19 protein-coding genes and 1 tRNA gene are annotated in these 19,081 nt (G+C 71.9%); 11 read left to right on the top strand and 9 right to left on the bottom strand.

Going from position 1 to position 19,081, the window contains the following annotated elements; genetic code table 11:
• The first annotated feature begins 78 nt into the window (after positions 1–78).
• Positions 79–1,770, top strand: coding sequence for a phenylacetic acid degradation protein PaaN (gene paaN, locus ADK64_RS20345; protein WP_053660993.1), 1,692 nt, complete (start codon positions 79–81; stop codon positions 1,768–1,770).
• A 2-nt stretch (positions 1,771–1,772) separates the two neighbouring features.
• Here the strand turns inward: paaN and ADK64_RS20340 are convergent, their stop codons facing one another.
• Genes ADK64_RS20340 through ADK64_RS49065 form a run of 3 tightly spaced genes read right to left on the bottom strand, consistent with a single transcriptional unit; the run spans position 1,773 to position 4,739 of the window.
• The gene (locus tag ADK64_RS20340; RefSeq protein ID WP_053660991.1) at positions 1,773–2,516 is read right to left on the bottom strand and encodes a TrmH family RNA methyltransferase; all 744 of its coding nucleotides are present in this window, start codon (positions 2,514–2,516) and stop codon (positions 1,773–1,775) included.
• Between the two features lie 10 nt (positions 2,517–2,526).
• Positions 2,527–3,735, bottom strand: a complete 1,209-nt coding sequence (locus ADK64_RS20335; RefSeq protein ID WP_053660989.1) for an HTTM domain-containing protein — start codon at positions 3,733–3,735, stop codon at positions 2,527–2,529.
• Positions 3,732–4,739 (bottom strand): DUF5819 family protein, encoded by a 1,008-nt coding sequence (locus ADK64_RS49065; RefSeq protein ID WP_107093027.1) that lies wholly within the window; start codon positions 4,737–4,739, stop codon positions 3,732–3,734. The genes ADK64_RS20335 and ADK64_RS49065 overlap by 4 nt, the downstream gene beginning before the upstream one ends.
• A gap of 389 nt (positions 4,740–5,128) precedes the next feature.
• On the opposite strand from ADK64_RS49065, the gene paaA reads away from it, so the two are divergent.
• From paaA to ADK64_RS20300, 6 genes are all read left to right on the top strand, one after another.
• Positions 5,129–6,247 (top strand): 1,2-phenylacetyl-CoA epoxidase subunit PaaA, encoded by a 1,119-nt coding sequence (gene paaA / locus ADK64_RS20325; protein WP_053660985.1) that lies wholly within the window; start codon positions 5,129–5,131, stop codon positions 6,245–6,247.
• Complete coding sequence (paaB, locus tag ADK64_RS20320) at positions 6,244–6,531, top strand: 1,2-phenylacetyl-CoA epoxidase subunit PaaB (protein WP_053660983.1); 288 nt, start codon at positions 6,244–6,246, stop codon at positions 6,529–6,531. The genes paaA and paaB overlap by 4 nt, the downstream gene beginning before the upstream one ends.
• A complete protein-coding gene (paaC, locus tag ADK64_RS20315; RefSeq protein WP_078992738.1) occupies positions 6,528–7,259 on the top strand; it encodes a 1,2-phenylacetyl-CoA epoxidase subunit PaaC in 732 nt (243 codons plus the stop codon). Before paaB ends, paaC begins: the two co-directional genes overlap by 4 nt.
• A complete protein-coding gene (gene paaD / locus ADK64_RS20310; RefSeq protein ID WP_053660981.1) occupies positions 7,253–7,798 on the top strand; it encodes a 1,2-phenylacetyl-CoA epoxidase subunit PaaD in 546 nt (181 codons plus the stop codon). The genes paaC and paaD overlap by 7 nt, the downstream gene beginning before the upstream one ends.
• Positions 7,798–8,862: a 2Fe-2S iron-sulfur cluster-binding protein gene (locus ADK64_RS20305; RefSeq protein WP_053660979.1), complete on the top strand. Its 1,065-nt coding sequence runs from the start codon at positions 7,798–7,800 to the stop codon at positions 8,860–8,862. Before paaD ends, ADK64_RS20305 begins: the two co-directional genes overlap by 1 nt.
• Before the next feature lie 179 nt (positions 8,863–9,041).
• Entirely contained in the window at positions 9,042–10,172 is a 1,131-nt protein-coding gene (locus ADK64_RS20300; RefSeq protein ID WP_053660977.1) for an acyl-CoA dehydrogenase family protein, read from the top strand.
• A 32-nt stretch (positions 10,173–10,204) separates the two neighbouring features.
• Here ADK64_RS20300 and ADK64_RS20295 read toward each other — a convergent pair whose 3' ends face one another.
• The 5 genes from ADK64_RS20295 to ADK64_RS20275 all read right to left on the bottom strand — a co-directional run bounded on the left by ADK64_RS20295 (position 10,205) and on the right by ADK64_RS20275 (position 14,572).
• Entirely contained in the window at positions 10,205–10,534 is a 330-nt protein-coding gene (locus tag ADK64_RS20295; RefSeq protein WP_053660974.1) for a rhodanese-like domain-containing protein, read from the bottom strand.
• Positions 10,535–10,603: 69 nt separating this feature from the next.
• Positions 10,604–11,416, bottom strand: a complete 813-nt coding sequence (locus tag ADK64_RS20290; RefSeq protein ID WP_053660971.1) for a hypothetical protein — start codon at positions 11,414–11,416, stop codon at positions 10,604–10,606.
• A 181-nt stretch (positions 11,417–11,597) separates the two neighbouring features.
• On the bottom strand, positions 11,598–13,022 hold the full coding sequence (locus tag ADK64_RS20285) for a DUF2252 domain-containing protein (RefSeq protein ID WP_053661217.1): 1,425 nt from the start codon (positions 13,020–13,022) through the stop codon (positions 11,598–11,600).
• Positions 13,023–13,232: 210 nt separating this feature from the next.
• A complete protein-coding gene (locus ADK64_RS20280; protein ID WP_053660969.1) occupies positions 13,233–14,084 on the bottom strand; it encodes an NAD(P)H-binding protein in 852 nt (283 codons plus the stop codon).
• On the bottom strand, positions 14,081–14,572 hold the full coding sequence (locus ADK64_RS20275; RefSeq protein WP_078992737.1) for a nuclear transport factor 2 family protein: 492 nt from the start codon (positions 14,570–14,572) through the stop codon (positions 14,081–14,083). The genes ADK64_RS20280 and ADK64_RS20275 overlap by 4 nt, the downstream gene beginning before the upstream one ends.
• 157 nt (positions 14,573–14,729) lie before the next feature.
• Here ADK64_RS20275 and ADK64_RS20270 point away from each other — a divergent pair, with 157 nt between their 5' ends.
• Positions 14,730–15,326 carry a TetR/AcrR family transcriptional regulator gene (locus tag ADK64_RS20270; protein ID WP_053660967.1) on the top strand — a complete coding sequence of 199 codons (597 nt, stop codon included), beginning with the start codon at positions 14,730–14,732 and terminating at the stop codon, positions 15,324–15,326.
• Between the two features lie 137 nt (positions 15,327–15,463).
• Here ADK64_RS20270 and ADK64_RS20265 read toward each other — a convergent pair.
• A tRNA-Leu gene (locus tag ADK64_RS20265) sits at positions 15,464–15,547 on the bottom strand.
• Positions 15,548–15,993: 446 nt separating this feature from the next.
• Here ADK64_RS20265 and ADK64_RS20260 point away from each other — a divergent pair.
• The 3 genes from ADK64_RS20260 (at position 15,994) to ADK64_RS20250 (ending at position 19,080) form a co-directional block, all read left to right on the top strand.
• Positions 15,994–16,851: an FhaA domain-containing protein gene (locus ADK64_RS20260; RefSeq protein ID WP_053660965.1), complete on the top strand. Its 858-nt coding sequence runs from the start codon at positions 15,994–15,996 to the stop codon at positions 16,849–16,851.
• Between the two features lie 10 nt (positions 16,852–16,861).
• Positions 16,862–17,395 (top strand): FHA domain-containing protein FhaB/FipA, encoded by a 534-nt coding sequence (locus ADK64_RS20255; RefSeq protein WP_053660962.1) that lies wholly within the window; start codon positions 16,862–16,864, stop codon positions 17,393–17,395.
• A gap of 140 nt (positions 17,396–17,535) precedes the next feature.
• A complete protein-coding gene (locus tag ADK64_RS20250) occupies positions 17,536–19,080 on the top strand; it encodes a Stp1/IreP family PP2C-type Ser/Thr phosphatase (protein ID WP_199829659.1) in 1,545 nt (514 codons plus the stop codon).
• The last annotated feature ends 1 nt before the right edge of the window (position 19,081 follow it).

Here is a 19,081-nt window from a genome sequence, read left to right as displayed (position 1 = left end):
TGACCGTCTCATCCCGCTGCTCTTTCTGCCAGGTCGCGAACTCTACGAAGAGTTCCCCAGACGAGGAGTTGGTCCCGCATGTCCGCCGAACTGCCCACGCCGGAGCTGATCGCGAAGCACCGGCCCACTCTCGACCAGGCACTGGAAGCGATCCGTACGCGCGCGTACTGGTCCCCGCACCCCGAGCACCCGAAGGCCTACGGCGAGAACGGCAGCCTGGACGCGGCGGCGGGCAAAGCCGCCTTCGACGCCTTGCTGAACACCCGCCTCGACTTGGGCCAGCCCGGCACGGACGACTGGGTGGGCGGCGAGGTCTCGCCGTACGGCATCGAGCTGGGCGTGGCGTATCCGCACGCGGACGTGGACGTGCTGCTGCCCGCGATGAAGGCCGGGCAGCGCGACTGGCGGGACGCCGGCCCGGAGACGCGCGCGGTGGTCTGTCTGGAGATCCTCAAGCGGATCAGCGACCGGACCCACGAGTTCGCGCACGCCGTCATGCACACCAGCGGCCAGGCCTTCATGATGGCGTTCCAGGCGGGCGGCCCGCACGCCCAGGACCGCGGCCTGGAGGCCGTGGCGTACGCGTACGCGGAGCAGGTCCGCACGCCGCGGACGGCCGAGTGGGCCAAGCCTCAGGGCAAGCGCGACCCGCTCGCCCTGACCAAGAGGTTCACGCCGGTCCCGCGCGGCATCGCCCTGGTCATCGGCTGCAACACCTTCCCGACCTGGAACGGCTACCCGGGCCTGTTCGCCTCCCTCGCCACCGGCAACGCGGTCCTGGTCAAGCCCCACCCGCGCGCGGTGCTGCCGCTCGCGCTGACCGTGCAGGTGGCCCGGGACGTGCTCGCCGAGGCCGGCTTCGACCCGAACCTGGTGGCCCTGGCCGCCGAGCGCCCCGGCGAGGGCATCGCCAAGACCCTGGCCACCCGCCCCGAGATCCGGATCATCGACTACACCGGGTCGACGTCCTTCGGCGACTGGCTGGAGGCCAACGCCCGCCAGGCGCAGGTCTACACCGAGAAGGCCGGCGTCAACACGGTGGTCGTGCACTCCACGGACGACTACAAGGGCATGCTGTCCAACCTGGCGTTCTCGCTGTCCCTGTACAGCGGCCAGATGTGCACCACCCCGCAGAACCTGCTCATCCCCCGCGACGGCATCCGCACCGACGCGGGCACGAAGACCTTCGACGAGGTCACGGCCGACCTCGCCCGCGCGGTCGACGGCCTCCTCGGCGACGACGCGCGCGCGAACGCCCTGCTGGGCGCGATCGTCAACCCGGACGTCAAGGGCCGCCTGGAAGCCGCGGCCGGGCTCGGCGAGGTCGCCCTCGCCTCCCGGGAGATCACCAACCCTGACTTCCCGGACGCGGTCGTGCGCACCCCCGTCATCGTCAAGCTGGACGGCGCCAAGCCGGACGACCAGGCCGCCTACATGAGCGAGTGCTTCGGCCCGGTCTCCTTCGCCGTCGCGGTCGACTCGGCGGCCGACGCGGTGGAGCTGCTGCGCCGCACGGTCCGTGAGAAGGGCGCGATGACGGTCGGCGCCTACACCACCGATCCCGAGGTCGAGCGGTCCGTCGAGGAGGCCTGCCTGGAGGAGGCGGCCCAGCTCTCGCTCAACCTGACCGGCGGGGTCTATGTGAACCAGACCGCCGCGTTCTCCGACTTCCACGGCTCGGGCGGCAACCCGGCGGCCAACGCGGCCCTCACCGACGGCGCCTTCGTGGCCAACCGCTTCCGGGTGGTGGAGGTCCGCCGCGACGCGTGACGCTAGGCGCCCCCGGTGACGCTCCAGTGGTACAGCGTCATGGCCACGCTGGTGGCCAGGTTGTAGCTGGAGACCTGGGGGCGCATCGGCAGCGCCAGCAGATGGTCGGCACGCGCGCGCAGCTCGGCCGACAGCCCGCTGCGCTCCGAGCCGAACGCCAGCACGGCGTCGTCGGGCAGTTTGGTGCCCCGGACGTCCTCGCCCTCCGGGTCGAGCGCGAACAGCGGGCCGGCGGGCAGCTCGTCGACGCCGAGGCGTTCCACGGCGGTCGCGAAGTGCAGCCCGGCGCCGCCGCGCACCACCGTGGGGTGCCACGGGTCGAGCGTGCCCGTGGTGACCACCCCGGTCGCACCGAAGCCGGCCGCCAGTCGGATCACGGCACCGGCGTTGCCCAGGTTGCGGGGATTGTCCAGCACGACGACGGGCGCCGTGCGCGGGGTGCGGGCGAGCGTGCGCAGGTTGGCCTCGCGGGACGGCCGTACGGCCAGCGCGGCCACACCCGTCGGGTGCGGCCGCTGCACGAGCGCGGCGTACGTCTGCGCCGGCACCTCGGTGAGCAGGGCTTCCAGCGCCTCCCGCACGTCCCCGGCCAACTCCTCGGCCAGCGCGAGCGCGGCCGCCCGGTCGGTGGTGACCGCCACCGGCACCTCGGCCCCGAAGCGCAGCGCGTGCTTCAGGGCATGGAAGCCGTCGAGCAGCACGGCGCTCCCGGCGTGCTCGCGCCAGCGGTTCAGCGGGTCGGTCATGCCGTGAACCCTACGCGGCCCCCACCCGGCCCGGCGTGCTCTCCTCCGCGGCCCGCGGCGCGGGCACCGTACGCTCCCCGCGCCGGACGATCCGCTCACGCGCGCGTGCCGCCAGCACGCCCAGCCGGCGCAGGAAGGACGTCGGCAGGAAGACCGCGTCCGCGGTGATCATCGCCAGTGAGAAGAACGGCAGGCCCAGGACGACCGCGATCACCGCGTGCTCGAGCATCATCAGCACCAGCAGGACGTTCTTGACCCGCCGGTTGAACAGGGTGAACGGGAAGGCGACCTGCACCATGACCGTCCCGTAGGCCACGGCCATCATGATCGTGCCGCTGGAGGACATCAGATCGGCGAGACCGGGCCAGGGCGAGAAGTAGTCCAGGTGGAGCGGGTAGTAGACGGCGGTGCCGTCCTGCCAGCGCGAGCCCTGGATCTTGTACCAGCCGGCCGTCGCGTAGATCAGACAGGCCTCCGCCATGATCACGACCAGAGCGCCGTTGTGCACGATGTTGGCGACGACGTCCAGCAGGATGCGCGGGTCCGGCGTCTTCGCCCAGCGGCAGACGGCCCACCACAGGGCGAGCACCACCAGAACGGTCCACAGCAGCGCGGGGATCAGCCAGCCGTTGTCGAACCGGCCGGTGACCGTCGCGAGGACGAGCGCCAGAGCGAGGACCGCCCACAGGGCCGGCCCCACCCAATCGGCGGGAATCTGCTCCCCACGCGCGCGTGCCGCCTCGGCCCGCGCCGCCCGCCGCGCGTCCAGCGACCACACCTGTCCGCAGCGTGTGAACACGAGGTAGAAGGACATCAGGTGCAGGACGTTGTCGCCGCCGTCGCCGACGAAGACGCTGCGGTTCTGCAGCGACAGCACGCCCACCATGAACAGCACGGACGCCGTCCGGGTGCGCCAGCCGAGCAGCAGCGCCGCGCTGGCAAGGATCGACAGCGCGTAGAAGCATTCGAACCAGAGCTGCCCGTCGGACCAGAGCAGGGCCGTGAACGCGTGGTTGTCGGCGGTCAGCTCCTTGGCGAGGTTCCAGCCCCACGGCCCGGCCGGGCCGTACAGCTCCTGGCGGTGCAGGAACTCGCGCAGCAGGAACAGCAGCCAGGTCCCGGCGAACCCGAGCCGGATCACGGCGCTCTGGTACGGCCCGAGGGCGGCCCCGGTGACCCGGGCGATCCCGCGCGAGAGAGTCAGGGAAAGACGGTTCACCTCACACCCCCGGCAGCCTCTTGGGCGGTCACGGTCCACCAGGGCAGCAGGCGGTAGACGGGCTCGTCGGGCACGCGTTCAGGACTCCACTTCGGCGGCTGCACATTGGTGGTGCTGGAGCGGACCTGCACCTGCTGGATGACGCCCAGCTTGTCCGGCGGATCGTTCCGGTACAGCCGCATCACCACGATCCGGCGCAGGTACTGCTCGGAGAGGGAGCCGCGCGTGCCCACGGGCCGGTTGTCGGCACCATGCGTGGTGGTGAAGAAGTCCCAGGCCCGGCGCAGCTCGTTCTGCTGGGTGTGGCTGGGCGCCAGGTTGCCGTCGATGGCGGCGCCGTCCTCGGCCGACAGGTCGGTCCACCCGGTCGTGCGTACACCGCCGTCCTTCGTCCGCACCTCGGCGCGCACCTGGACGGCGATGTTCTGCTGCAGCGGGTTCGGGGCGAACAGTTTCCAGTTCTGCTCGAACTCGGGATACACCCACTCCTCGACCGCCTTGCCGTGCTGCTTCGTCACCGTGTTCGCGGGGGCGAGGCTGAGAAACACCATCAGCAGATGCACACAGGCGGCGACACCGACCACCGCGAGGGCCAGCGCCGCGCCGACCTGGTAACGGAAAGAGAGGGCGGCGACACCGGTACGGGGCACGGGGGGCTGGGACGCGGGATCGTCCGGTTGGGCGGACCCGACGGCCTGGGCGGGTGGAGACACCTGGTCCGGCTCGGCTGCCCGGCCCGTACCAGCTGCCCGGACCCACGCGGCGACCCGGTCCGGCTCAGTTGTCCGGGCCGACCCGCCGCCACCCGATTCATCGCCGCCCGACTGACCACGGCCCGACTCACCACGGCCCGACCCGCCGGCGCCAAAGCCATCACCATCACCATCACCGGCACCGGCACCGGCACCGGCACCGGCACCCGCCGCAGGCTCTTCCGGGAGACGCGCCCCGGTCGACCCGTCGGGACCGGGCCGGGCCCCCGAGTCCTCGTCGTACGCGTCCATTCCGTCCCGTCCCCCGTCTCGGTTCCGTCGTCTCGGTTCAGTCGTTCGGCTCAGTGGGCAGGCTCACTCGGCCGGCTCAGTGCTGCGGCACCCGTCCCGAGCGCCCCACGGTTCGCACGCGCCACTGCACGACGTCCGCACGGAACGGTACTCAGACCTGGCCACCGGGCGCAGCCCCGGGTACGCGCCGACCTCGTGGTCCTCGCCACGCCGTACGGCACCGGAACCCGCCCGTACCCGCCCCCGCCTGCGTTGTCCACAGGCCGCCCGCCGGAGTTTTCCACAGCGGTTGACACTCCACGGCGGCCCGGCACACCATTGATGCTGCACGGACCGAACGATCGGTCGGGACCATGTTCACCGCAGAGCCCGAGGTCAGGGGGACCGCAATGGCCACAGCAGCCGCGCAGCGCACGGCCCGTACGGGGACGGACGGCGCGCCGGACACCGTCGACACGACGGCCTACCAGCACGCCTTCGACACGGCCGTGGCCGCCGACGAGCGCATCGAGCCACGCGACTGGATGCCCGACGCCTACCGCGCGACCCTGGTCCGGCAGATCGCCCAGCATGCGCACTCCGAGATCATCGGCATGCAGCCGGAGGCCAACTGGATCACCCGCGCCCCCAGCCTGCGCCGCAAGGCGATCCTCATGGCCAAGGTCCAGGACGAGGCCGGCCACGGTCTGTACCTGTACAGCGCGGCGGAGACCCTCGGCACCAGCCGCGAGGAGCTGCTCGACAAACTGCACAGCGGCCGCCAGAAGTACTCCTCGATCTTCAACTACCCGACCCTGACCTGGGCCGACGTAGGCGCGATCGGCTGGCTGGTGGACGGTGCCGCGATCACCAACCAGGTCCCGCTGTGCCGCTGTTCCTACGGCCCGTACGCGCGCGCCATGGTGCGGATCTGCAAGGAGGAGTCCTTCCATCAGCGCCAGGGCTACGAACTGCTGCTGGCCCTCGGCAAGGGCACCGCGGAGCAGCACGCGATGGCGCAGGACGCGGTGAACCGCTGGTGGTGGCCCTCGCTGATGATGTTCGGACCGCCCGACGACGAGTCGCAGCACTCCGCACAGTCGATGGAGTGGAAGATCAAGCGCCACTCCAACGACGAGCTGCGCCAGCGCTTCGTGGACATCTGCGTCCCCCAGGCCGAGTCCCTGGACCTCACCCTCCCCGACCCGGACCTGCGGTGGAACGAGGAGCGCGGGCACTACGACTTCGGCTCGATCGACTGGACGGAGTTCTGGGAGGTCCTCAAGGGCAACGGCCCGTGCAACGAACAGCGGATCACCCAGCGCAGGCGTGCGCACGACGAGGGTGCCTGGGTACGGGAAGCGGCCGCGGCCCACGCGGCCAAGCACACCAGCGGCACCAGCGGCACCGACAGCACCGACAGCACCGACAGCACCGACAGCACCGACAGCACCAGTGAGGCCGGCCACGAGGCCCACCACGAGACCGGACACACGTCAGGTCACGAGACAGGAGCGGAGCGAGCATGAGCACCACCGACTGGCCCCTGTGGGAGGTCTTCGTGCGCTCCCGGCGCGGCCTCTCCCACACCCACGCCGGCAGCCTGCACGCGCCCGACGCCGAGCTGGCCCTGCGCAACGCCCGCGACCTGTACACCCGGCGCGGCGAAGGCGTCTCGATCTGGGTCGTCCCGGCCACCGCGATCACCGCGTCCTCGCCGGACGAGAAGGACCCGTTCTTCGAGCCGGCTGCCGACAAGCCCTACCGGCACCCGACCTTCTACGACATCCCGGAAGGGGTGAAGCACCTGTGACCGCCACCGGCCCCGCCACCGTCCCGGTGACCGCCGCGCTCGCCCTCGGCGACGACGCCCTGGTGCTCTCCCACCGGCTGGGGGAGTGGGCGGGCCACGCCCCCGTCCTGGAGGAGGAGGTCGCCCTCGCCAACATCGCGCTCGACCTGCTCGGCCAGGCCCGGGTGCTGCTGTCGCTGGCCGGCGACGAGGACGAGCTGGCCTATCTGCGCGAGGAGCGCTCCTTCCGCAACCTCCAGCTGGTGGAGCAGTCCAACGGCGACTTCGCCCACACCATCGCCCGCCAGCTGTACTTCTCCACCTACCAGCACCTGCTCTACGCCGAACTGGCCACCGGGGACGGCCCGTTCGCTCCCCTGGCCGCCAAGGCGGTGAAGGAGGTCGCCTACCACCGCGACCACGCCGAGCAGTGGACCCTCCGGCTCGGCGACGGCACGGAGGCGAGCCGTGAGCGGATGCGGCGGGCGTGCGACGCGTTGTGGCGGTTCACCGGGGAAATGTTCCAGCCGGTGGAGGGCCTGGACGCCGACTGGGCGGGTATGGAGGCCCGTTGGCTCCAGTCCGTCACCGATGTCCTCGGCCGGGCCACCCTGGCCGTGCCCGACACCCCGCGCACCGGGGCCTGGTCGGCGGGCGCCGGCCGCCAGGGCCTGCACACCGAGCCGTTCGGGCGGATGCTCGCCGAGATGCAACATCTGCACCGCAGCCACCCGGGGGCGACATGGTGACCGCCACCGCCCTGGAGGCGCAGCTGCTGGAGCTGGCCGGCTCGGTGCCCGACCCCGAACTGCCCGTGCTCACCCTGCGGGAGCTGGGCGTGCTGCGCGCGGTGCGCGTCGAGGGTGGCGACACGGTCGAGGTCGACCTGACGCCCACCTACACCGGCTGTCCCGCCATCGAGGCGATGGCCCTCGACATCGAGCAGGTTCTGCACGCCCACGGCATGAGCGAGGTCACTGTCCGTACGGTCCTCGCGCCCGCCTGGTCGACCGACGACATCACTCCCGAAGGCCGCCGCAAACTGCAGGAGTTCGGCATAGCTCCCCCGCGCGTGCGTGACGAGTCGGGCCCGGTTCCACTGGCCCTCGGCCCGACCCGCACCCTCGCAGCGGCCCCGGACCCGGCCACGTCCCTGGACCCCGTCCGCTGCCCGCACTGCGGCTCGGCCGAGACGGAGCTGCTGAGCAGGTTCTCCTCCACCGCCTGCAAGGCGCTGCGCCGCTGCCTGGCCTGCCGTGAACCGTTCGACCACTTCAAGGAGTTGTGATGGCACGCTTCCACCCGCTCCAGGTGGCCGCGGTCGACCGCATCACCGACGATGCCGTCGCCCTCACCCTCACCATCCCGCCTGGACTGCGCGAGGAGTACCGGCACGCGGCCGGCCAGCATCTGGCGCTGCGCCGGAGAGTCGACGGCACGGAGATCCGGCGCACGTACTCGATCTGCTCCCCCGCCCCCGACCCGGCCGGCGCGGGCCCGGACACCCTGCGGGTGGGCGTACGGCTGGTGGAAGGCGGCGCCTTCTCCGCCTACGCGCTGAAGGAGATCAACGTCGGCGACGAGCTGGACGTGATGACCCCGGCCGGCCGCTTCACCCTGGACCCGGCGCCGGGTCTGTACGCGGCGATCGTCGGCGGCAGCGGCATCACCCCGGTGCTGTCCATCATCTCCACGCTGCTGGCCCGCGAGCCGGAGGCCAGGTTCTGTCTGATACGCGGTGACCGGACGGCCGCCTCGACGATGTTCCTGGAGGAGGTCGCCGACCTGAAGGACCGCTATCCGGAGCGGTTTCAGCTGGTGACCGTGCTCTCCCGGGAGGAGCAGCAGGCGGGACTGCCGTCCGGCCGGCTCGACCGGGAGCGGCTGACCGGGCTGCTGCCCGCGCTGTTGCCGGTCGACCGGGTCGCGGGATGGTTCCTGTGCGGGCCGTACGGGCTGGTGCAGGGCGCGGAGCAGGCGCTGCGCAAGCTGGCCGTGGACCGGTCGCGCATCCACCAGGAGATCTTCCACGTGGACGCGGGCTCGCCCCCGGCCGCCCCGGCCCAGACCCCCGCGCACAGCACGGTCACCGCCCGGCTCGACGGACGCGGTGGCACCTGGCCGGTGCGGGAGGGCGAGTCACTGCTGGAGACGGTCCTGCGCAACCGCTCCGACGCGCCCTACGCCTGCAAGGGCGGAGTGTGCGGCACGTGCCGTGCCTTCCTGGTCTCCGGCGAGGTCCGCATGGACCGCAACTTCGCCCTGGAGACGGAGGAGACGGAGGCCGGGTATGTGCTGGCCTGCCAGTCGCATCCGCTGACGGAGAGAGTGGAGCTGGACTTCGACCGCTGACGCAACGCTTCCCGAAGAGCCCTCCCGAACAGCTCTGCCAAGCAGCTCTCCGGCATGGCTCTTCGCGCGGCTTTCCGACACGGCTTTCCGACGCGGCTTTCCCGCCCCCCGTTCCCTTCTCCTAGAACCTGTTCTATCTTGACGGCCCGTCAGATACCGCACCGTCGAAGGGACAGGCCGTGGACTTCACCTTCACCGAGGAGCAGCGGGCGGCGGCCGAGGCGGCGCGCGGGGTGTTCGCGGGCGTCGCACCGGACGCGGTGCCCAGCCCGGCGCTCACCAGCGGGGCCGTGGCCGAGGGCTTCGACCGGGAGCTGTGGGCCCGGCTCGCCGAGGCGGACCTGCTCAGTCTGCTGCTCGACGAGGCGCACGGCGGCTCCGGCCTGGACGCGATCGCGCTGTGTCTGGTGCTGCGCGAGTCCGCCCAGGTGCTCGCCCGGGTGCCACTGCTGGAGCACAGCGCTGCGGCGGCGGCCGTACAGACTTACGGCGGGCCGGAGTTGGCGGAGCGCGTGCTCGCGCGGGCCGGCCGGGGCGAGCTGGTGCTGACCGTCGCGGCGAACGGCCGCAGCGGCCACGACTTGGCCGAACTGGCCGTCGGCGCACGGCGGGACAGCTCGGCGTGGGTGCTGGACGGGGTGCAGACGGCGGTGCCGTGGGCGTACGACGCGGACCTCGTCGTCGTACCCGCGCAATGTGAGGGGACGACCGTGCTCGCGCTGGTGCCGCGTGTGCGGGACGGGGTGGTCCTCGCCGAGCAGGTGTCCACCAGCGGGGAGCGGCTGGCCGAGTTGCGGCTGACGTCGGTACGGGTCGGCGCGGGCGAGGTCATCGAGGCCGACGGCGCCTGGGAGTGGCTGCACGCGCTGCTCGCCACCGGCACCTGTGCGCTGGCGCTAGGGCTGGGCGAGCGGGTGCTGCGGATGACCGCCGAGTACACGGGCAAGCGGGAGCAGTTCGGGTATCCGATCGCGACCTTCCAGGCGGTGGCCATGCAGGCCGCGGACCGGTACATCGATCTGCGTGCCATGGAGGCCACCCTCTGGCAGGCGGCGTGGCGGATCGCCTCGGGGGCGCCGGGGACACTGCCGGCCGCCGGGGACGTCGCGGTGGCGAAGATCTGGGCGGCCGAGGGTGTGCGCCGGGTGGTGCAGACGGCACAGCATCTGCACGGCGGGTTCGGCGCCGACACCGACTATCCGCTGCACCGCTATCACGCCTGGGCCAAGCACCTGGAGCTGGCGCTCGGCCCGGCGGCGGCGTACGAGGAGCGGCTCGGGGACCTGCTGGCGGCCCATCCGCTGGGCTGACCACGCGTCCCCGTCCCCCCGGGCGAGGGAGGCTAGACGACCTGGCCGGGCTTGCCCTCGTCCGTGATCACCGGGCGGCCCGCGGCCTGCCAGACCTGCATGCCGCCGTCGACGTTCACCGCGTCGATGCCCTGCTGGACCAGATACATGGTGACCTGCGCCGAGCGGCCGCCGGAGCGGCAGATGACGTGGACGCGACCGTCCTGCGGGGCGGCCTCGGTCAGCTCGCCGTAGCGGGCCACGAACTCGCTCATGGGGAGGTGCAGCGCCCCCTCGGCGTGGCCCGCCTGCCACTCGTCGTCCTCACGGACGTCCAGCAGGAAGTCGCCGTCCTTGAGGTCCATGACCCCGACCGTGGGCACACCAGCTCCGAAACTCATGTCCCCGACGCTACCCGAAGGCCGACGGCGCCGACGGAAGCGAGGTGCGGCTCAGCCCTGGGCCTGCGTACCGGCCAGTTCGGTCTCCCGCTGGGCGATGTCGGCGCGCAGCCGGCCGGCGATCTCCTCCAGGAGCCCGTCGGGGTCGTCCGGGGCGAGCCGGAGCATGCCGGCGATCGCGCCGTCCTCCAGTTCGCGGGCGACCAGAGTGAGCAGTTCCTTGCGCTGGGCGAGCCACTCCAGGCGGGCGTACAGCTCCTCGGCTGCGCTCGGCCGCCGCTCGGGCGGCACCGGGCCGGCCGCCCACTCCTCGGCCAGCTCCCTGAGCAGGGCCTCGTCGCCGCGGGCGTAGGCGGCGTTGACGCGGATGAGGAATTCCTCACGCCGTTGCTGCTCCGCCGCCTCCTGTGCGAGGTCGGGGTGGGCCTTGCGGGCCAGCTCGCGGTAGAGCTTGCGGGCCTCCTCGCTGGGCCGTACCCGCTCCGGGGGCCGTACGGCCTGGTCGGTGAGCATGGCCGCGGCCTCCGGGAACAGGCCGTCGCCGTCCATCCAGCCGTGCAGCAGTTCCTCCACGCCGGGCATCGGCAGGACCCGGGCACGAGCCTCCTCGGCACGGCGGAGGTCCTCCGGGTCGCCGGTGCGGGCGGCCTTCGCCTCGGCGATCTGGGCGTCCAGCTCCTCGATGCGGGCGTAGAGCGGGCCGAGTCGCTGGTCGTGCAGCCGGGAGAAGTTCTCGACCTCGACGCGGAAGGTCTCCACCGCGATCTCGTACTCGATCAACGCTTGCTCGGCGGCCCGCACGGCCCGCTCGAGCCGCTCCTCGGGCCGCGGTGCCTGGGACTCATCGGCTTCCGGGGTCGTCACCCGACCAAGCGTAGGCCACGACCGGAGCCCGCCCACCACGACGACCGCATCCGATTCCGCCCGCCCCGACAACCGCACCCGACACCGCCCACCACGACGACCGGATGCGACGAGGCTCCGGATGCGACGCCGCTCCTACGATTCGTCTCCCGCCTCCGCCCGCCACTCGGCGCGCTTCACCTCACACCCCCGTCTCGGCCGCGATCCGCCCCGCCCTGACCGCCCTCACCAGCGCCGCGTGATCGGCCTCCGTGCGGTCGGCGTAGCCGACGGCGAAGGCGGCTATCGCCTCGTCCAGCTCCGCGTTCTTGCCGCAGTAGCCGGCGATCAGCCGGGGGTCGGCGCTGTGCGAGTGGGCACGGGCCAGGAGGGCGCCGGTCATGCGGCCGTAGTCGTCGATCTGGTCGGGGGCGAGGGCAGCGGGGTCGACGCTGCCCTTGCGGTTGCGGAACTGGCGTACCTGGAAGGGGCGCCCGTCGACGGTCGTCCAGCCGAGCAGGATGTCGCTGACGACCTGCATGCGCTTCTGCCCGAGGACCACCCGGCGTCCCTCGTGCTCCGCCGGCGGTGCGTCGAAGCCGGCCGTGGCCAGGTGCGGGACGAGCGCGGAGGGGCGGGCCTCCTTCACCTGGAGCACCAGCGGCTGCTCGCGGTGGTCGAGGAGCAGTACGACGTAGGACCGGGTGCCGACACTGCCGGTGCCGACCACGCGGAAGGCCACGTCGTGCACGGCGTGCCGGGCGAGCAGCGGGTGCCGGTCCTCGCCGAGGGTGTGGACGTACGGCTCCAGGGACGCGGCGACGGCCGCGGCTTCGGCGTCCGGGATCCGGCGCAGCACCGGCGCGGCGTCCATGAACCGCCGCCCGCCGTCCTCGACCGCCTCGGTCGACTTCGCCGCGAACCGGCCGCTGGTGTTGGCCCGGGCCTTCTGCGAGACCCGCTGGAGGGTGCCGAGCAGATCGTGGGCGTCGGTGTGGGAGACCAGTTCCTCGTCCGCGATGGCGTTCCACGCGTCCAGCACCGGCAGCTTGGCCAGCAGCCGCATGGTGCGCCGGTAGGCGCCGACCGTGTCCCGCGCCGCCGCCCGGCACATGTCCTCGTCGGCGCCGGCCTCGCGCCCCGCGAGCACCAGGGAGGCGGCGAGCCGCTTCAGGTCCCACTCCCAGGGACCGTGCACGGTCTCGTCGAAGTCGTTGAGGTCGATGACGAGGTCGCCGCGGGCGTCGCCGTACAGGCCGAAGTTGGCCGCGTGCGCGTCTCCGCATATCTGGGTGCCGATCCTGGTCATCGGCGTGCGGGCCAGGTCGTAGGCCATGAGTCCGGCCGAGCCGCGCAGGAAGGCGAACGGGGTGGCCGCCATCCGTCCGACGCGGATGGGGGTCAGCTCCGGGATCCGGCCGACGTTGGACTCGACGACCGCGCTCACCGCGTCGGGGCGGCAGGCGTCGATGTCGAGGATGCGGTGGGCGTCGCGCGGCACGCTCGTCCGCAGCGCCTTGCCCTCGTCCTTGGGCGAGCCCTGCCGCGGCCACTCGGCGAACCCACGCACCCGGGGCAGCCTCCGCACCCTCTGCCCCACCGCGTCCACCGTGGCCACTGCGCCCACTGCGCCCACTCCGCCCACTCCGCCCACGGCGTCCAGCGCATCCACCGTGATCACCGCGTCCACCACATCAGAAACGTCCCCACCGGCACCGGTCACCGCGACCGCCTCCCCCGAACAACCCTGCACGAACAGCAACTCGTGCAGACGCTACAGCCAGCCCCGCACGACCGGGCCGTGTGGACGGCGTCGCCCCGTATCATCCGCCCCCGCTCAGCGCCCGCTCCGCCCCAACTCCCGTTCCACGACCGCCCGAAAGTCACTCGGCAGCCGTCCCGTGAGGCGCCGCACCGTATCGGTCGTGCGCTCCTCGGCCCCCCGTGCGATGGCGAGGTCCAGGCCGGCCAGCAGCTCGGCGAACTCCAGGGGCATGGACGCGGCCAGCCGGTCACGCATCTGTTCGTGTGTGAGACGACGGTGGACCACGGGGCGGCCGGTGACCTCCGTGATGACGGCGGCGATGTCGTCGTGACCGAGCGCCTCCGGGCCGGTCAGGACCAGATCCGTATCGGGCGCGCGGTCGTCGGTCAGGGCGTGTACGGCGACGGCGGCGATGTCGTCGGCGTCGACGAAGCCGACCCGGCCGGTCCCGGTCGCGGTCAGGATGACGCCGTCCTCGCGGATGCTGCGGGCGTGGGGGTGCGCGCCGGTGAAGTTCTGCATGAACCAGGAGGGCCGCAGCACCGCCCACTGGTCGAACAGTCCGGGCAGGGCCCGGTGCACCACGCCCACTCCCGGTCCGCCTTCGGCAATGGCCGAGGAGCTGAGCAGCACGGCACGGTGGACGCCCGCGGCGCGGGCCTGGTGGAGGAAGGGCAGCATGACCGCGGCCGGATCCGGGTCACCGACCGGCGGGACGAGGTAGACGCGCTCGACTCCGTCGAGGACGGCGCCGTGGCCGGCGGGGTCGTACCAGTCGAAGCGGACCGGTTCCGCGCCCGGCAGCCGGCCGGCACCGCGGCTCGCGGCCCTGACCCGGCGGCCGGCGGCGATCAACCCGGCGGCGGTCCGGCGGCCGGTGGTGCCGGTGGCCCCGATGACCAGGGTGGTGCCGGTGGCGGTCATCGGACATCACTCCCCACGAAGTCCAGGCCGGGCTGCTGGACGGCGAGGGGGTTCCAGTAGTCCCGGTAGGAGGTGAAACGGCCGTCCTGGACGGACACGACGGCGATGTAGGTCACGTCGAAAGGCTTCCCGGTCGCGACGAGCCGCCCGACCCCGCGCATCTCGACCACGATGGTCCCGGGGTCGGTGCTCCGGTGGATCCGCAGGTCTGGGAAGTCGTGCAGGTCGATGTGGTCGGGGTAGTCGCGCATGTAGGCGGCGACGGCCTCCCGGCCCTCCAGTCGCCCGGGCCATCCCGGGGGCGCGAAGGGGAACTCCATGACGCCGTCCTCGGCCCACAGACCGACCCAGGCGGAGATGTCCTTGTCGAGGAGCAGGCGCAGGCTGTGGCGGAACAGCTTCTCCGAGGAGGCAGACGAGGTGGTGGAGGTAGACGAGGTGGGTGAGGTGGTGGAGGTGCGTGAGGTGGTGGAGGTCTGATTGGGCATGGCTTCCTCACATCCCATACGATACGGACCCGCGGTCCGCTTCAATGTAGACGGACGATACGGACCGCCGGTCCGGATCGCAAGCGAAGTGGTCCCGCACCCCGGAGAGAAGCCCAGCGATCGGGAGAGAAGCCCAGTGACCGACGGAGGAGCCCCCGTGACCGAGCGCAGACCCCGCAAGGACGCGACGCGCAACCGAGCGGCCGTGCTCGCTGCCGCCGACACGCTCTTCACCCACTGCCAGAGCCCCGACAGCGTCACCATGGCCGACATCGCGGCCGCGGCCGGCGTCGGCAAGGCGACCCTGTTCCGCGCCTTCGGTGATCGCACCGGGCTGATCCGCGCGCTGTACGAGGCACGGCTGGAGCCGGTCAGGCAGGCCGTCGAAGCGGGCCCACCGCCCCTGGGGCCCGCAACCGCGCCACAGGTCCGCGTTCCGGCCCTGCTCGACGCCGTCCTGTGCTTCAAGCTCGACAACCGCCATCTCGCACTGGCGCTGGAGCAGACTGGCTCGGACAGCCCTTACGACACCGAGCACTACGAGCGCTGGCACACCCTGCTCCACAGCCTGCTGGCGCAGATCCCGGGCCTGACCGGCAGCGACTTCACCGCCCACGCCCTGCTCGCCGCCACCCGGGCCGACCTCGTCGCCCACCTGGCCGACGAGAAGGGCCTGCCCCGCGCCGAAATGCGGGCACAGCTGGCCGAGTTCACCGCCAGAACCCTCAGCACCCCTGCACCGCCCGTGAGATAGCTCACGAGCCGGGTCCCGGCGTACGCCCCGACACGGCTGTGCGAAGCCTCACAGCCGCAACGGCCGAGTCGGAGCGGAAATGAGAAACGGGCCCCTGCCGTGACTTCCGTCACCGGCAGAGACCCGAGTCTCTTCTGTGCGCGAGGGGGGAGTTGAACCCCCACGCCCTTGCGGGCACTGGAACCTGAATCCAGCGCGTCTGCCTATTCCGCCACCCGCGCATTGGGTGTGCCTTCCGGTCCTTCCCTTTCGGGCTGGCCCCTTCCGACATCCAGAACATTAGCACGTCGTACCGGGTGGGTTCACATCCCTTTCCCTGGCCACCGCCCGGCCACGGCCCGGTCGCTGCCGCCGCCCCACCTCGCCCGTCTCCTCCGGCAGGACGCCCCACTAGACCGCCCCTAGACGCCCCACGGACACCTCACGTATCAACCAGACGCGGTTCACGTATCAACCTCGTACCGGTCCCAGCCGTCTGCCCAGAAGGCGGGCCGGGTCCACAGCCCGGTGCGGGACACTGGTCTGCGCCCCCCTCTACGATCCATGGCAGCGAGAGTGTGTACCGGGAGTTCGAAGGGGAGCCGCTGGGGGAACCGGCTGATTGCCGGACGCGTAGATACGATCAGTAAGCAGGGCAACGCAACGGCAGGGACGGAGGAGGTGCCCCATGGGAGTCCTGAAGAAGTTCGAGCAGCGTCTCGAAGGTCTGGTGAACGGCACCTTCGCCAAGGTCTTCAAGTCCGAGGTCCAACCCGTGGAGATCGCCGGCGCGCTTCAGCGTGAGTGCGACAACAACGCCACGATCTGGAACCGCGACCGGACCGTCGTACCCAACGACTTCATCGTGGAGCTGAGCGCGCCGGACCACGAGCGCCTCAGCCCCTACTCCGGGCAGCTCGGCGACGAGCTGGCCGGAATGGTGCGCGACTACGCCAAGCAGCAGCGCTACACCTTCATGGGACCGATCAAGGTCAACCTGGAGAAGGCCGACGACCTCGACACCGGTCTGTACCGGGTGCGCAGCCGCACCCTCGCCTCCTCCAGCAGCCAGCCGGAGGCTCCGCAGGCCCCCGCAGGCCCGGCGGCCGGCCGCCCCGGACCGAGTGCCCCCGGCTACCCGCCGGCCACTCCGCCCGGCGCGCCCCCGATGCCGTCCGCGCCGCCGCCCGGCACCCGGCCCGGCGGCTACGGCTACCCCCAGCCCGCCGGCCAGCGGCCCCCGGCCGCCCCCGCGAGCGGCGGGCGCACCCGCTACTGGATCGAGATCAACGGCTCCCGCCACCAGATCTCCCGCCCGACGCTGGTACTGGGTCGCAGCACCGAGGCCGACGTACGGATCGACGACCCCGGCGTCTCCCGCCGGCACTGTGAGATCCGGACCGGAACGCCCTCGACGATCCAGGATCTCGGCTCCACCAACGGCATCGTGGTGGACGGGCAGCACACCACCCGCGCTACGCTCCGCGACGGCTCGCGGATCGTCGTGGGCAGCACCACCGTTATCTATAGGCAAGCCGAAGGGTGAAGCGGGGGCAATGTCAGAGCTGACCCTCACGGTCATGCGGCTGGGTTTCCTGGCCGTACTGTGGCTGTTCGTGATCGTGGCCGTGCAGGTCATCCGCAGCGACCTGTTCGGTACGCGCGTCACCCAGCGCGGATCGCGTAGGGAGGCCGGACGCCAGCAGCAGCAGGCGCCCCGGCAGCAGGCCGCCACGCCTCCGCCGCAGCGCGGCCAGCAGCGTGGGCAACAGGGCGGCGGCCGGCGCGGCCGCAACGCCCCCTCCAAGCTGGTGGTGACCGAAGGCACACTGACCGGCACCACCGTGTCCCTGCAGGGCCAGACGATCAGCCTGGGCCGGGCACACGACTCCACGATCGTGCTGGACGACGACTACGCCTCCAGCCGTCATGCCAGGATCTACCCGGACCGCGACGGCCAGTGGATCGTCGAGGACCTCGGCTCCACCAACGGCACCTATCTGGACCGGTCCCGGCTGACGACCCCCACACCGATCCCGCTGGGCGCGCCGATCCGCATCGGCAAGACCGTCATCGAGCTGCGGAAGTAGTGCTACGTCATGAGTGAGCGCGAGCGGAGCGAGCACGCAGCGGCAGGCCGCCATCCGGCTGCCGGCGCGCTCCCGACCGGAGGGTGGGCAGTGTGGCTCGACACGACCGGCTGTACCCGGAACCGACGGGCGAGGTGGGCATGAGTCTGTCACTGCGCTTTGCCGCCGGATCGCACAAGGGCATGATCCGGGAGGGCAACGAGGACTCCGGTTACGCCGGTCCTCGGCTGCTCGCGATCGCCGACGGCATGGGCGGCCAGGCGGCTGGCGAGGTCGCCTCCTCCGAGGTCATCTCCACCCTGGTCACGCTCGACGACGACGTGCCCGGCTCCGACATCCTCACCTCCCTCGGCCAGGCCGTGCAGCGCGCCAACGACCAGCTGCGCGCCATGGTCGAGGAGGACCCCCAGCTCGAAGGCATGGGGACGACCCTGACCGCACTGCTGTGGACCGGGCAGCGGCTCGGCCTCGTGCACGTCGGCGACTCGCGCGCCTATCTGCTGCGTGACGGGGTGCTCACCCAGATCACCCAGGACCACACCTGGGTGCAGCGGCTCGTGGACGAGGGCCGGATCACCGAGGAAGAGGCCACCACCCACCCGCAGCGCTCCCTGCTGATGCGCGCCCTCGGCAGCGCCGAGCACGTCGAGCCGGACCTGTCGATCCGCGAGGTCCGGGCCGGCGACCGCTATCTGATCTGCTCCGACGGGCTGTCCGGCGTCGTCTCCCACCAGACGATGGAGGAGACCCTTGCCAGCTACCAGGGCCCGCAGGAGACCGTGCAGGAGCTGATCCAGCTCGCGCTGCGCGGCGGCGGCCCCGACAACATCACCGTGATCATCGCGGACGTGCTCGACCTGGACACCGGCGACACCCTCGCCGGGCAGCTCTCCGACCAGCCGGTCGTGGTCGGCGCGGTCGCCGAGAACCAGCACCATCTGCACGACAACGGCATCATGCAGACCCCGGCCGGCCGTGCCTCGCACCTGGGCCGCCAGGGACACGGGCACGGCGGCGGCGAGTTCGGCCCGCCCGGCTCCGGCGACACCACCGGCTTCATCCCGGCCGACGGCTTCGGCGACTACGCCGACGACGACTTCACCAAGCCCCGCGCCAAGCGCAGGTGGCTGAGGGGAACCCTCTACGGCGCCCTCGCCCTCGCCGTCATCGGCGGCGGCCTCTACGGCGGCTACCGCTGGACGCAGACGCAGTACTACGTCGGTTCCAAGGACGAGCACGTGGCGCTGTACCGCGGCATCAGCCAGGACCTGGCCTGGGTGTCGCTGTCGAAGGTGGAGAAGGACCATCCCGAGATCGAACTCAAGTACCTGCCGCCCTACCAGCAGAAGCAGGTGAAGGCCACGATCGCCGCGGGCGGTCTGCAGCAGGCACAGACGAAGATCGAGGCGCTGTCGGTACAGGCCTCCGCGTGCAAGAAGCAGGCGGAGCGCACGGCCGCCGAGTCGCAGCGGGGCGGCAGGACGGGGCAGGGCGAGGCCGGAGGCACCACGGGAACCACCCGTACGTCCCTCACGTCCAAGGCGACACCGACGCCGCACCCGTCGTCGTCAGCGCCCGGTTCGAAGTCCACCTCGAAGCCCCCGACCTCGACTGCCAGTCCCAACCCCGGCCCGAGCCTCTCCGAGGATGAGCAGAAGGTCGTCGATCAGTGCGGCAAGCAGTAGT

The organism is Streptomyces sp. MMG1121, from assembly GCF_001280015.1.
Taxonomy (GTDB): domain Bacteria; phylum Actinomycetota; class Actinomycetes; order Streptomycetales; family Streptomycetaceae; genus Streptomyces.
This window is presented reverse-complemented; position numbering and strand designations above follow the sequence as displayed.